The organism is Rectinema subterraneum, from assembly GCA_009768935.1.
Taxonomy (GTDB): Bacteria; Spirochaetota; Spirochaetia; order Treponematales; family Rectinemataceae; genus Rectinema; species Rectinema subterraneum.
On record WESA01000058.1, the window covers coordinates 1 to 12481 of the forward strand.

Annotated in this window: 12 protein-coding genes and 2 tRNA genes; 5 read left to right on the forward strand and 9 right to left on the reverse strand. The window is 52.1% G+C overall.

The genetic code is table 11. The features are described from left to right. Positions 1-279: 279 nt before the first annotated feature. Entirely contained in the window at positions 280-771 is a 492-nt protein-coding gene (locus tag GAP13_RS11525; RefSeq protein WP_158908461.1) for a hypothetical protein, read from the forward strand. 71 nt (positions 772-842) lie between these two features. After that, the gene (locus tag GAP13_RS11530) at positions 843-1358 is read left to right on the forward strand and encodes a hypothetical protein (protein ID WP_158908462.1); all 516 of its coding nucleotides are present in this window, start codon (positions 843-845) and stop codon (positions 1356-1358) included. 67 nt (positions 1359-1425) lie between these two features. Here the strand turns inward: GAP13_RS11530 and GAP13_RS11535 are convergent. From GAP13_RS11535 to GAP13_RS11555, 5 genes are all read right to left on the reverse strand, one after another. Continuing rightward, positions 1426-1498, reverse strand: a tRNA-Pro gene (locus tag GAP13_RS11535). A gap of 235 nt (positions 1499-1733) precedes the next feature. Further along, positions 1734-1807, reverse strand: a tRNA-Asp gene (locus tag GAP13_RS11540). Positions 1808-1854: 47 nt separating this feature from the next. Beyond that, positions 1855-3162: a small ribosomal subunit Rsm22 family protein gene (locus GAP13_RS11545; protein WP_158908463.1), complete on the reverse strand. Its 1308-nt coding sequence runs from the start codon at positions 3160-3162 to the stop codon at positions 1855-1857. Positions 3163-3280: 118 nt separating this feature from the next. After that, positions 3281-4306 carry an L-threonine 3-dehydrogenase gene (gene tdh, locus GAP13_RS11550; protein ID WP_158908464.1) on the reverse strand — a complete coding sequence of 342 codons (1026 nt, stop codon included), beginning with the start codon at positions 4304-4306 and terminating at the stop codon, positions 3281-3283. 270 nt (positions 4307-4576) lie between these two features. Beyond that, a complete protein-coding gene (locus tag GAP13_RS11555; RefSeq protein WP_158908465.1) occupies positions 4577-5476 on the reverse strand; it encodes a DMT family transporter in 900 nt (299 codons plus the stop codon). A gap of 126 nt (positions 5477-5602) precedes the next feature. Between GAP13_RS11555 and GAP13_RS11560 the strand changes: the two genes are divergently transcribed. Together GAP13_RS11560 and rlmB are read left to right on the forward strand one after the other, a co-directional pair. Then, entirely contained in the window at positions 5603-6424 is an 822-nt protein-coding gene (locus GAP13_RS11560) for a cytidylate kinase family protein (protein WP_158908466.1), read from the forward strand. Positions 6425-6455: 31 nt separating this feature from the next. Continuing rightward, complete coding sequence (rlmB, locus tag GAP13_RS11565; RefSeq protein ID WP_158908467.1) at positions 6456-7226, forward strand: 23S rRNA (guanosine(2251)-2'-O)-methyltransferase RlmB; 771 nt, start codon at positions 6456-6458, stop codon at positions 7224-7226. A gap of 40 nt (positions 7227-7266) precedes the next feature. On the opposite strand, the gene pyrB is transcribed toward rlmB, so the two are convergent. Together pyrB and GAP13_RS11575 are read right to left on the reverse strand one after the other, a co-directional pair. After that, on the reverse strand, positions 7267-8847 hold the full coding sequence (gene pyrB / locus GAP13_RS11570; RefSeq protein ID WP_158908468.1) for an aspartate carbamoyltransferase: 1581 nt from the start codon (positions 8845-8847) through the stop codon (positions 7267-7269). A gap of 46 nt (positions 8848-8893) precedes the next feature. Beyond that, complete coding sequence (locus tag GAP13_RS11575) at positions 8894-10054, reverse strand: class I SAM-dependent RNA methyltransferase (protein WP_158908469.1); 1161 nt, start codon at positions 10052-10054, stop codon at positions 8894-8896. Positions 10055-10135: 81 nt separating this feature from the next. On the opposite strand from GAP13_RS11575, the gene GAP13_RS11580 reads away from it, so the two are divergent. Beyond that, positions 10136-11557 (forward strand): MBL fold metallo-hydrolase, encoded by a 1422-nt coding sequence (locus tag GAP13_RS11580; protein WP_158908470.1) that lies wholly within the window; start codon positions 10136-10138, stop codon positions 11555-11557. Between the two features lie 29 nt (positions 11558-11586). On the opposite strand, the gene rpiB is transcribed toward GAP13_RS11580, so the two are convergent. Both rpiB and GAP13_RS11590 read right to left on the reverse strand, forming a co-directional pair. Next, positions 11587-12021, reverse strand: a complete 435-nt coding sequence (rpiB, locus tag GAP13_RS11585) for a ribose 5-phosphate isomerase B (protein WP_158908471.1) — start codon at positions 12019-12021, stop codon at positions 11587-11589. Between the two features lie 111 nt (positions 12022-12132). Beyond that, positions 12133-12390 carry a TIGR04076 family protein gene (locus tag GAP13_RS11590; protein WP_306769202.1) on the reverse strand — a complete coding sequence of 86 codons (258 nt, stop codon included), beginning with the start codon at positions 12388-12390 and terminating at the stop codon, positions 12133-12135. Positions 12391-12481: the final 91 nt, after the last annotated feature.

Consider the following 12481-nt stretch of genomic DNA (forward strand, 5'->3'; position numbering starts at 1 on the left):
GATGAAATAAACCAGCTATTTCACCTGATGTAAAGACTTATTGAGTTGGGCAATGTCAGGCTACTGCGGAATCATGGTGCGCCGCGAGACGTACGATGATGTAATCCATCGGGAGAAATGAGAGAGGCCAGGCAGGCTTTTTCAGGCAAAAAGGTGCGCAACAGCTGGAGATAATAGAAAAATTGGCCAAAATAGAGAAACCTCTTGACATTCTTTACAAATATTCTTAAAATTTAAAATGAATAAAAGTATATCCAGAACCATATATGGAGGTCTGGTATGAAAAAGTTTGTGGTATTCCTTGTCATTGGTTTGGTGGCAGGCAGCCTGGCATGGTCGGCAACGATCGGAATCACAGTAAATGCTGCGCAAAAGCTGGAAGTGACTGTAGATGCTGCGACGTGGACCATTGCCCTGGACAACACCGGTACAGCAATTGATGTTCCTAACCAAGGCCAGCTCACGGTCAAATCAAGCAAAGCATCGTATACAGTTACATTTACATCGACAAATGGCGGTACTTTGAATAATGGTTCCTACACGATGCCATATAAAGTCAAAGTAGATACATCATCATGGGTTGCTGGCGTTGCAACTAACAACTTGAGTTCCTACACCCAATTGACTTCCGCCAAGCCTATTATATTCCAGCTGAAGACGCCAACTGCAGGCAAGACATTTCCGATCGGTTTCAATATCGAAGCGTATACTGATTATTACGTCGACGGAGCATATACAGACACAATCACGATTTCAATAGCGCAAAGCTGATTTTTGCAAGGTTAACAATTAACGCATAAGCCGTCTGCAAAATGCAGGCAAAAAATACGGCTGAATGTAATATGAAAAAGTATTTAACCTTGCTATTGCTTCTTCTTCTTGCAAGTATAGCTGTGTATTCGCAGAGCATCGGAGTGACAGTTATCGCCGCTCCTGTAGGCGCCAATGTCACGATGAACTCGTATGTGTGGAACATTACGCTTGCGAATGACGGAGTTACATCCTACCTGAACGACTATCAAGGTATAATGACCGTAAAGTCAGGTTCTTCAGTTAATTACCGTGTAGATTTCAGTTCACAGAATCTTGGATACGTGAAGCAGGGTTCTTCCTATCAAATTCCCTACTATGTCTATGTGACACAGCTGACCACTGGGCATATCGGTATTATTGGCACACCTGCCATAACGCTGGGCTATGTCCAGCTTACCAGCACCCAGAGCATCCAGTTCAACAAGAAAACGCCTACAGGCGGTATCCAGTTCTACGTTGGATTCAAGATCACTGCGACAGCAGGGGAATTCTTCGAGTCGGGAGCATATACCGACAATATGAGCATCACATTTACCGCGCTTTAGCCACCATACCAAACCAACCATAAGAAATAAAAAGACCGCCCTCGCTCGAAGGCGGTCTTCTGCATTGTCGGGCTGAGAGGATTTGAACCTCCGACATCTTGGTCCCGAACCAAGCGCGCTAGCCCCTGCGCTACAGCCCGAAATGGATCGACAGCGACACAGCGAATCGCGAAATTCGCCCGCGCAAAAGCATTAGCACCGCGCACTAGCAGTCCAGCAGCCTAAGCGGCCCGACAGCTCCTGCTATAAAACAGCATAAATGCCATCCACGCTCTTGCACTAAAAAAAAGCCCGTCGCGCGGCGGACGGGTTTTGATCCGCTCGTAAGCGGAACCCCACAGATACGCGCCTGCGCGCATGCCCTGCGGGCTGGATCGGGAGCGACGGGGCTTGAACCCGCGATCTCCGGCTTGACAGGCCAGCGCGATAACCAGCTTCGCTACGCCCCCGTGTCATCGTTGACGAGAAGCTAATATACCGGCAGCCTTCTTTTGTGTCAATAGGACACGATAATCGCGCCCGATTTCCTGTCGATTTCGGGGGTGCCAGGACGCTCGATTTTTCCCTTGTGCATTCGCACAAGCGAGCCGGAAGCCGGCAATTCCATTCCGCTTGCTGCGGTAACCAGCGTATAGCCCGCTGCGGAGCATGCATATTTCCCTGCCCGATCGCGAGGCAGCAATATCGGGTCTGATACGATGCGGCAGAGCGATTCGCGGGCTTGTTCGACCCTACCCCTCGAGGTATTTCCTTCAGCTTTGCGAATATACAGAAAACTGAACGAGAGTTTTTCCTTTGTAAGCCCCGATTCATCCGAGAGCTTTCTCAGCCAGCGCGGGGCAAATTCTGCAGGAACCGAAAAATGGCACCACGGATATTTGGTGCGCGGCGATGGCATCTGAACGGGCTCGAGCAGCCGATTATCTTTGATGGCGCGCTCTTTTTGCCCTTCATCCTTAGCTTCCTTGTGAGCGAATTGGCTCGCGCGGCCAGTCAGGTATTCCTGCCCGCTTTTGAAAATGCCAGGCATGGGGCAGGCGTTGGCATGAGGGCAGGGCGCTTCGACCACGTTTCCGCTCAAAATCGCCGCTGCTCGAATCGCGCTCATAAGCCCTCCGGAACGCGGCTCCCCGGGCTCGACAATGAGCATGCTTCCGCCCGCAGTGCAATAATGTTCAATCTTGCGGAGTACTTCTGCTGCATCATCTGCCAGCATGCCTTCGTGGTGCCAGAAAAATTCATTCAGGACATTCACCGCGCAAAAAAGATCAGCTTTTTCTCTGATTGGCTCGCCGAATCGCAGATGCCGCAGCTCGATGTTCCATGGCGGCAGCTCCCCGCCATGTTTTGCAGCCAAAAGCTCGAGAATGAGCTTGCCTGCTTCCATGATGCGTGGTGCCCTGTCTGCGCAGATAATTGTGAGCGGCACCTTTCTCAGCTCGGGTTTTGCGCAATAGAGCGCGAGCGGAAAGGTCAAGGGGCCTGATCCCATATCGACAATCGTTGCACCATTTTTCAGCTCGAGCGGAAGCTCAGTGAGCAGAGCAATGAGCCGAACCAGATTCCACGGCAAAAAATATCGAAGATATGCAGAGAAAAACGCGGGATTATTGAGATAATCGATGTTTCGCAGAGCTCGTTCCATCGTGAGCGAACGCCACAAATCGCGAATGCTGTATCGCAGCGAAGCACGCTTGCGCTCAGGAACCGGGTTCGCTTCGTCGATGCATGCGGGAAGTTTTTCCAGGGCTGAAGCGGCGTCCGCGCTTATGCGAAAACTGTATAAAAGAGAATGTTCGCTCATGAGGCGACTATAGCATATTTTGAGGCTTTTTTCGCAGGGGGCGCAAAGCAAAGGCAGCACATTCGGCCGCGCGTGCAGCTGCTCATTGTTCTGCGCATGCAGCGCCCGACCGCTTTCCTTACTCGAAACTCAGGACAACCTTCCCGGCCTCGCCGGACAACATCGCCGCAAACCCTTTCTCGAAGTCATCAAACGAGAATCGATGCGTAATGACCGGGCTTATATCGAGGCCCGACAGCAGCATGGTCTGCATTTTGTACCATGTCTCGAAAATTTCTCGCCCATACACGCCTTTTATAAAAAGCCCCTTGAAAATAACGCGAGACCAGTCTATGCCCGCTCCATCCGGCAAAAGGCCCAGAAGCGCCATGCGGCCGCCATTGTACATATTCTCAATCATCTGCTCCAAAGCTTGCGGACTTCCCGACATCTCCATACCAATATCGAATCCGCCCACCATTTCAAGCTCTTTTTGTACTTCCTTGAGATCTTCTTTGGAAACATTGACTATGCGCGTCGCTCCGAGTTTCTTGGCAAGCTCAAGCCGCCATGGATTTACATCGGTCACAACGACATTTCGCGCGCCCACATGTCTCGAGATTGCCGCAGCCATGCAGCCGATTGGCCCGGCGCCAGTGATGAGCACATCCTCGCCAACAAGGTCGAACGAGAGGGCTGTGTGCGTCGCATTTCCGAGGGGATCGAAAATAGCAGCGATTTCGTCGGGAATTGCATCATGCACATGCCATGCATTCTGCGCAGGCACCGAAATGTACTCTGCAAAGCATCCATCGCGGTTGACGCCGATGCCCACCGTGTTCGGACAAAGATGACGCCTACCTGCGCGGCATGCGCGGCACACGCCGCACCAGATATGCCCTTCCGCAGACACGCGCTCGCCAATTTTGTACCCCTGCACCGAGCGCCCCATTTCCACAATTTCGCCCACAAATTCGTGCCCGACGATCTGCCCGAGGCGGATGGTGCGCTGCGCCCAGGTATCCCATTTCCAGATATGCACATCAGTGCCGCAAATAGCTGTTTTTTTTACTTTTATGAGAAGATCGTTATCGCCGATTTTGGGAACGGGAGCTTCTTCCATCCAGAGCCCAGGCTCGTTTTTCCGCTTGACAAGCGCTTTCATATCGCTCCTTTCTGATCGCGCGGATGCGCCGGAGTATCAGATAGCCAGAATGACTGATCACAGAATTTTTCGGGCGGCGCGGACCGCTGCGAATCAATCTTCAAATCTCAGTATACAACTGAAATCTGAAATGCGGAATGCAAAAAATGAAATAATGTGTTTAGCATAGAGCGCGAACATGGTCTTGCTGCTGCGCAAGCAGCCTCTGCTGCAATTCCTGGCGCATATACATCTATGGCGCCCCACCCCGGCATTCATTCAATTAACTATTTATAGCAAAAAGAACAGCGCAGCTCCAGCCACCGCAACCGCAGCCCCGACAACCTCGAGTGCATGAATTTTCTGCTTCAAGATAAAAACCGATGGCAGAATGATGACAACCGGCGTAAGCGCCATGAGGGTGCTCGTTGCTCCTGCCTGCGTATTCTGGAGAGAGAATAGCGAAAGCGCCACCCCTAGGAAGGGCCCGAACACCGAGCCTTTTATTGTAGAAGAAAAAGCTTCACGAATTTTGGGAACTTTGAGAAACACATGTGCGCCCTGGCCGATAAGCAACGCATTGATCGCAAATCCGAAAATCGCTATGAATGCGCGTATCTGCGTTCCGGAAATGGGGCTGTAATCGCCAAGTCCAGCTTTGGTGAGCACCATGCCCCCAGCTTGAAACACCGAAGAAAGAAACGCAAAGAGAAGGCCTTTTGCGGAGAGTGCGCCTTCGTTGTTCTGACGGCTTTGTTTTGACCGCGTAAGCACGACGATCAGAATTCCTGCGATGGTCACAGCCATTCCGACAAACCTGTGCGCTTGCATCCGCTCGGCGATAAAAATGTACGCGAACAGCGCAGTGAATACAGGCGTCAGCGATTGGAAAATGACAGTAATTCTTGAACCAATAAGCACATACGCATTAAATAGAAAATAATCTGAAATCACGAAGCCGACGAGGCCGGACAGCCCGAGAAATATCCAGGTTCTGAGCGGCGCATCATACGGAAACGGCACGCCGCGCACGACAGTACCCGAAATTGCGAGAAAAACGAAGGCAAAGGTCACCTTCCAGAAATTGACTGCGAGCGCGCCGACTTTTTTGGACGCGTCTTCGAAAAATATCGCGGAGAAAGCCCAAAACACCGCGGTGCCAAATGCAGCCAGAAGCGCAAGTTTTTCCATGATTGGCTATTCTATTGAAAGACAATGCATTGCGGAAGGGGCTGCGCTGTCCATTTTTATGCATCATGCTATTTTGTATTTGACCCGCCCCTTCTCTTGGGTTATTTTTAGTATAGGAGGCTCAATATGGCAGTAATCTGTATTTCCCGTGAACTTGCGTCCTATGGCGAGGAAACAGCCCAGGAGCTTGCAAAACTGAACGGGTATAGGATTGTCGATAAAGAGCATATTGAGGCAGCACTTACCGCTATTGGCATCGATGCAAACAAGCAAGCGCGGTATGATGAGAAGAATCCTGGTTTCTGGGCATCGCTTTCCCAGCAGCGTGACGAATATCTTCATTTTCTGACGCAGGCAATTTATGAGACCGCTCTCGAGAACAACTGCATTATCCTCGGTCGAGGTGCGCATGCGATTCTCAAGGGTATCCCGAACCTTATTGGCATCCGGATCGGCGCATCGAAAGCGGTCAGGGTCGAGCGAGTCCGCAAGGCGCAAAATATCGACTCGCGGCATGCGCTCCAGATAATCGAGAGCAGCGACCACGATCGGGCAGGCTTTCACAAGTATTTCTTCTCGGTCGATTGGTACAACCCTTCCGAGTATGACATGACGTTGACTACCGATCGGTGCAACCCTGTGCATGCAGCAGCAGCTATCGACGCATTCCGCAAAGCATTTGTAGGCGAGGCGCAAGAAAAAGAAGCTGTCGCAAAACTTCAGGACCTTTTGCTTGGCTCGAAAATCGTCACCGAAATCACTTACAACCGCAAGATTCCTATTCATTTCCTTGAAGCGGCTGTTGAGCGCGGCGTTGTGGTTCTACACGGCGTGGCCAACACGCATGCGGCGGTCGACAGCGCGGTTGCTGCAGCAAACCTCGTGCCGGGAGTCAAGCAGGTCGAAAGCGCCATTCAGCTGGTGCAGGAATTCACAGTTGTTCCTTGATCGCTAAGCGGATCTAGGAGCTATTTGCTGGATGCAGGCAGCTCTGAACCTGCAGAAAGTGGTGTTGGTGAATTATATTTCTTCTTTTCATTCCATAATCGAAACACTCAGAGCTTCGCCGCAGGGTTGCATGCTCTATGTAGCCGAAGGCGGGCGCCATGCCGGCCCGAGAATTCGCCAGATAATCGAAGAAGCCGAAAAAAGAGGCATAGCTGTTCGCCATTTGCCCGAAATGGACTTGTCCCGTATGTGCCCCGAGCATCGGGGTCTAGTGCTAGCAGCTCCTTTAGAAGCCCGTGGAATGCTTAGCATAGAAGCTCTGTGCGAACACAGTTCGAGCAAGGATGCTGGTCTTGTGCTTGTCCTCGATCATATCGAAGATCCGCATAATCTCGGGGCAATAGTGCGCTCAGCTGATGCCTTCGGTGTCGATGCTGTCGTCATTCCCACGCGGCGGGCATCGCCTTTGACCGATGCGGCCGAACGCAGCGCAGCGGGCGCCACAGCCTGGCTTCCTGTAATTCAGGTGAAAAACCTGCGCGCAGCGGTCGACCAACTGAAGGATGCAGGATTCTGGATATATGCCGCCGATATGAGCGGCAGCGCGCTTGGCGCAAAGCCTCTGGGGAAAAAAGTGGCCATTCTACTCGGCAACGAGGGCAAGGGCGTCTCCAGAATTCTCAAAGATGCTGCCGACGAGTGCATTTCCATCCCGATGTTTGGCCATGTCGAGTCGCTCAATGTGTCGGTATCCGCAGCGATTTTAATGTACGAGTACCGGCGCGCACACGCATTGCTCTAGCGCACGCATCGCTCTAGTAGCCGCACGCACCCTGCTCCTCTCACACATCCCAGATATCCCTGAACTTGTGCTCCCTCTCGCAGTATTTGCAGACAAATGTCGTTTCGCCCTTGCGAATGAACTCGGTAAGCACGCCTTCGTTGTTTGCCGGGAATGAAATGCAGTTTTCGTTCTTGCAGGAAATTTCATCGAAGCCGTAGATGCGCGGCGGCATCGAAAGCCGGTATTTTTTGGCGACATGGGCATGGCGGATAAGGTTGAGCGTACAGCCCGGCGCAATAGCCGCAAGCTTTTTGAGGTCCTTTTCTCCGAAGCTGATAATGTCGGGCAGTGAAATAATGCCTTTGAAAATGTCCGGTCCGCGGTTCGAATGGTATACTCCGTGGCTTGAGCGCACATCGAGCTTGAGGATTTTGCGTACCGCATCGATAGTGTCCCAGATTTCGCCTACAGGTTTGCCAGTCGCGATATGATCGATGACAATGCCTTCTTCGACCGGCTTTATGCCTACTTTGTATTCTGGCTTGCGCTTTTCCTGAGCTTGGGCTTCATGAACAAAATCATCGACGAATTTTGGCCTGCGAGCATGTTCGCCTTCGAAATCTTCTCCGATGCGGCCCGCGAGCATGGCAATTTCGGTAATGCGAGTCCAGTAGCCGTTGATGGACTGGCCGTCCCAGCCGTTGAGAGGCAGTTCGTCGAGGAAAAATGGAATGGTCGGGAAATTCCGGTCGCGCGGAAGGGGGTGGTAGAAACGGCAGCCGTCCGGCAGCTTCCCTAAAAAATCTTTTCTGAAGGTGACGGCCTGGCGCAGGTAGGGGGTGCGCTCGAGGACCGCCTCTCCCATGCGCTCGAGCTGGAGACGCGTGAAGTACCATATGGGGGCGACCCTGGCCTGCGCGAGGTATTCTTCTATCGAATCGAAAATTCGCACCTGGAAGCCATTCGCCTTCATCTTTTCAACATAATATGAGGGCATAGACAGAAGCTCCGGCGCAATGAGATCGACTTCGACATTGCGGAAGATGCGCAGTCCGTCTGCTTTGGAGTGAACGGTGCGGCCATGGTACAGATCGCCGACCATCGCGATGTGAATATGATCCTCGTTCCAGCCCAGTTGCTCAAGAAAAGAGAATTCATCGAGAAATTCCTGGGTAGGGTGTTCGTGCTTGCCGTCTCCGGCGTTGATGAATGAGGGTTTAGGCTTTCCGGTTATCTGCGCGTATTCGGTGAATGCTTCATCGAGCCATGTGCAGACGCCTTCGAGCTTTGTCCTTAGCACAAAGCAGGATTCGCCTGAATAGCCGAAGAGCATTTTGACCGCGTCGGTGATGGATTCGTTCTTGTTGAATGAACTTGTGGCAGCATCGAAAACATTTACCCGCGCTCCGAGGAATTTGCCAGCATTGCGGAAAGACTCGCGCGTGCGGGTCGAGTTTTCCATGAAAATCAGATAGACCTGATAATCAAGGTCATTAATCCGAAATTTCGATACATCGCTTCCAGAGAGCGCAGCTTCTTTCAGTTCCCGTGTCTTGCGATAGAGATAGCGCTGCTCATCGAGCGAAAAATCGTTCACTACTGAAATCGTTCTGCCTTTGAATGGACCAGTGCGGGTCATCGTTCCCTCCTTAATCAAGAATGGATATCCCGCATTGCGGGATCGATCAAACGCCCCTCGAAAGGCGGGCAACCGCCTCAAGCCGCCCTGTTTGGGGATAAAAATCGAATAATGTGAGCGAAAGAGTCTGCCAGCTGGCACTGTGCAGGTCCCTGAGGTCGCGCGCAAGGCTGGCATGATCACAGCTTACATACGTCAATATCCGGGCATCGGTACCAGCAAGCCATGCTCGAACTTCAGCTGTAAGCCCCGCGCGCGGTGGGTCAACCACAATACACTCAAAAGACTGCCGGGCATGTGGTGTTTTGATCCATCGCTCGGCAGGGATGTCGGAAAACCTCACCGCACTCCGCGCGTTCGAAAGGTTGCCACGAGCCGCTTCAACAGCCACAGAATCGCTCTCCACGCACTCAGTCGACTCAAAACGATCTGCAAGAAAGAGCGAGAAAAGCCCTGCGCCGCTATAGAGATCGAGCGCGCTGGCTCCCTCTAGAGGCTCGATATAGCGCGCAATCAGCTTTTCGAGTACCGAAATATTGCTCTGGAAGAAATGCGCTACCGGAAAGCGGAATTCCTTTCCAAGGACAGTGGCATGTGCATAAGCGTCCCGGCCTTCAATATAGATGCGCTCGTCCTGGGCAAAAGCCGTAAACCGTGGCCTGTCGCCAATAAGGGCAGAAAGCTCATGGAATGGTCGCGCCTTGCGATTTTCGGAGGCGAACCAGCGGTCCAGAACCGGAACGAGGGTAGGGCAGTGCGGCGTTCGCACAGTCTCGCGCGAGCCTGCTTTTGTAAAACCGAGCCCACTATCCTTGCAGGCGTGCACCTGCGTTCTGTTGCGGTAGTGATACGGCTCTCCGGTGACAATTTCCAGCTCGCCCGGATCGAAGCCGCCAATTCTCCGGAATGTTTCTTGCGCGGTTTCTTGCTTGAGGCGAATTTGATGCGTGTAATCGATGTGCTGCAGGGCACACCCGCCGCATATTCCAAAAAGCGGGCAGGGCGGATCGACCCGATGAGGCGATGCTGTTTTTATTTCCAGAAGTTGCGCCCGCAGAAAACTCGCATGGCTTTCGGTTATTTCGCAAAGGACAGTTTCGCCGGGAATCGTGTAGGGAATAAAAACCGCCTTGCCTTCGGAGAAAGCAATACCCTCACCATGAGAGGAGAGTTTTTCAACCCTGAGGGTAAGCATTTCAGCGGTCATGAGCCGGCTGTATCCTAACCGATTGGGCTATTTTTCGCAAGCGGCGTTGCTGCGGCTCTCTTAAAAGGGTATATTTCAAATATGAGTATAACAATCCGTTCGCTTGGTGCTGCGGAAGAAGTGACAGGTTCCAAACACCTTCTAGACGTCGACAGCACAAAGATTCTTATTGATTGCGGCGCATTCCAGGGCAAGCGCGCAAAAGCTGATGCAAAAAACCGTGCACTCCTCGGCGACGATGTTGATCCAGCTTCCATCGATGCGCTCCTCCTTACCCACGCTCACTATGACCACTGCGGGCTCGTGCCCTATCTCGTGAAGAAGGGCTTCAAAGGCTCGATTTATTCGACTTCCGCAACGCGGGACCTCGCGAATCTCATAATGACTGACTCGGCGCATATCCAGGAGCGCGATGCCGACTACCTCTCGCGCCAGGCAGAAAAAAAGAACGAAACATTCGACTGGAAGCCGCTGTACGACGAATTCGATGTCATCCAAGCGATGGATCAATTTGTCACGGTTGGCTACCACAGGCCTATACTGATCGCAGATGGCATCCAAGCCGAGTTTCTCGACGCAGGGCACATTCTGGGGTCGGCATTCATTCGCGTCATTGCAAAAGACAAAGAAGGCCACACCGCCGTCATCGGGTTTTCCGGCGATCTGGGACGCAAGAACAAGCCGATCATCAAAGACCCCGAATGCTTGGATGGCATCGATTTTCTTCTTCTTGAAAGTACATACGGCGACCGCCTTCACGAATCGACCGACGATGCAGTTGCACGCCTCGAAAAACTTGTCAACCGCACTGCTGAAACACGCGGCAAGCTCATAATCCCCGCTTTTGCCGTCGAGCGCACGCAAGAACTCGTGTTTTATCTTCATCTGCTGCATGATAAGGGCAGAATCCCCGAAATGCCGATATGGGTCGATTCGCCAATGGCGCTCAACGCGACGAGTATCTTTGCAATTCACCCCGAGTGCTACGACAAAGAGACCTATGACCTCTTCACAACCCACGCGAAAAACCCCTTCGGCTTTGCTTCGCTGAATTTTTCGCGCTCGGTAGAAGAGTCAAAAATGCTGAACCAGGCCAAAGGTCCGATGATTATTATCTCGGCGGACGGCATGTGCGAGTTCGGGCGCATCCAGCACCACTTGATGCATGGACTCGGCGACCCCGCAAACACTGTGCTGATTGTAGGCTACATGGCTGAAGGAACCCTCGGCCGCCGCCTCAAGGATGGTGCAAAGGAAGTGCGCATCCATGGCGACTGGTACCAAGTTCGCGCCGATATCCAGGAAATCGACGCATTTTCAGCTCACGCAGATTGGCAGGAAGCAGTTGACTGGCTCGGTTGCATCGATAAAAAGCGCCTCAGAAAAACCTATCTTGTGCATGGCGAAGGCGAAGCACTTACAGCCATGCAGAAACATGTGCTGGACGCAGGCGTTCAAGCAGCAGAAATTATGAAGCCTGGCGAGATATATACGATCGCGTAACTGGATAGCCTGACTGGCGGCCAGCTACATCAGCAGAGCGCGTCCAATTTGGCGACACGCTGCGTGTGCCGGCCCCCTTCAAACTGCGCATTCATATATATCGAAAGCATTTGCTCAACGGGCTCAGCATATTCTACGCGCCCGCCGAACGCGACAAAATTCGCGTTGTTGTGCTCTTTGGCCATTCGCGCGGTGTAGCTGTCGTGGATAAGCGCACAGCGAATACCCTTGTGCTTGTTCGCGGCAATCGAAATGCCGATACCTGTGCCGCAGCAGACAATGCCGAAATCATAGCTGCCTTTCTGATATTCTTGCACCGCTAGCTCTGCTTGATCAGGATAGTCCACGCGCTCTTCGACATCGACTCCTAGGTTCACGACTTCGTGCCCCTGCGCCTTAAGCCATGCGACAATGTGCTGCTTGAGCGCCACTGCTCCGTGGTCGTTTGCAATAACTATTTTCATGCTGTTAGAGTACCGGGCTGCGAATTATTCGTCAATTCCGCCCCAGTCTTGATATCCGCGTGCTTCTGCCTGAAAATGCCTCATAATGAGCTTTCTCGGAACAATGACTTGTTACTTTGCCTTGCGCTCTGCTGTGAGTTTGAAAAGCACCACGCCGTCAGGGCAAATAAACGTGGTCTCGTAAGGACCATTTCCGCCAAGAGCACGCAAATCACCATTGCATCTGACAACTTCCATGGCAGGGAATATCTTGATAAATGAGGTCGGGCAGAATTCTGCGGGCGTCTCGTATGTGCATTCGAAAGTATCTCCAGGCTCAAGACCCATTCTGCATTCTTCTGCGGCATTCTTCTTGCCGACTCGTATCACTTCAACTGGACTTGAACTGGACTTGAACAGTTTGTAGGACCAATTTCAGATTGTTATAGTTCGTAACTAATTTCTATGGAATAAGTTAAAT

Coding starts and splice junctions, on each gene's coding strand:
- GAP13_RS11525 (WP_158908461.1), top strand. CDS start 280: ATGAAAAAGTTTGTGGTATTCCTTGTCATTGGTTTGGTGGCAGGCAGC.
- GAP13_RS11530 (WP_158908462.1), top strand. CDS start 843: ATGAAAAAGTATTTAACCTTGCTATTGCTTCTTCTTCTTGCAAGTATA.
- GAP13_RS11545 (WP_158908463.1), bottom strand. CDS start 3,162: ATGAGCGAACATTCTCTTTTATACAGTTTTCGCATAAGCGCGGACGCC.
- tdh (WP_158908464.1), bottom strand. CDS start 4,306: ATGAAAGCGCTTGTCAAGCGGAAAAACGAGCCTGGGCTCTGGATGGAA.
- GAP13_RS11555 (WP_158908465.1), bottom strand. CDS start 5,476: ATGGAAAAACTTGCGCTTCTGGCTGCATTTGGCACCGCGGTGTTTTGG.
- GAP13_RS11560 (WP_158908466.1), top strand. CDS start 5,603: ATGGCAGTAATCTGTATTTCCCGTGAACTTGCGTCCTATGGCGAGGAA.
- rlmB (WP_158908467.1), top strand. CDS start 6,456: ATGCAGGCAGCTCTGAACCTGCAGAAAGTGGTGTTGGTGAATTATATT.
- pyrB (WP_158908468.1), bottom strand. CDS start 8,847: ATGACCCGCACTGGTCCATTCAAAGGCAGAACGATTTCAGTAGTGAAC.
- GAP13_RS11575 (WP_158908469.1), bottom strand. CDS start 10,054: ATGACCGCTGAAATGCTTACCCTCAGGGTTGAAAAACTCTCCTCTCAT.
- GAP13_RS11580 (WP_158908470.1), top strand. CDS start 10,136: ATGAGTATAACAATCCGTTCGCTTGGTGCTGCGGAAGAAGTGACAGGT.
- rpiB (WP_158908471.1), bottom strand. CDS start 12,021: ATGAAAATAGTTATTGCAAACGACCACGGAGCAGTGGCGCTCAAGCAG.